This is a genomic window from Neisseria sp. 19428wB4_WF04 (genome assembly GCF_015235335.1).
Lineage (GTDB): Bacteria > Pseudomonadota > Gammaproteobacteria > Burkholderiales > Neisseriaceae > Neisseria > Neisseria musculi.
Window position 1 is genome coordinate 1 of sequence record NZ_JADGLG010000164.1, and the last position, 441, is coordinate 441.

The 441-nt window shown below is 66.9% G+C and carries 1 protein-coding gene; it reads right to left on the reverse strand.

From position 1 onward, the window contains the following. On the reverse strand, window positions 1-303 hold a 303-nt coding region (locus IR141_RS12820), incomplete at its 3' end, for a MaoC family dehydratase (RefSeq protein ID WP_167743233.1). Window positions 304-441: the final 138 nt, after the last annotated feature.

Below are 441 nucleotides of genomic sequence, written 5' to 3' on the forward strand. Positions count from 1 at the left end.
GCCCTGCGCATCCGCCTCATGCACCGCGAGTTCGGTACGGTCGCCCACCAGCACGAAGCGTTCGAACCGCATCTGCAGGCTGCTCAAGTCTTCGAGCCGGTATGTTTCCGCGCAGGCATCCAGCGCCCACAGGGCGGCGTGAACGCCGTGGACCGCGCGGCCGCCTGCGAGCGTCCGCTGTGCCAGGCGCACATCCATATGCATCGGGTTCACGTCGCCGGTGGCCCGGGCGAAGGCCGTCTGGTGGGTCTCGGACCAGATCCGCATTATCGCCGTCGCGGCAGCTGAATCCGATCCGTTCATGGTGAAGCTCCTTGTCGACGACCAAGTCGGTGGCTTCGGAACCGGCCCCGATCCAACCGGATCGGGGCCGGTATTCCGAAACCGTGCTTCGATCGGGCGCTCGGGCTCGAGCAACCGTGATCCGGTTCGGCCCCTTGC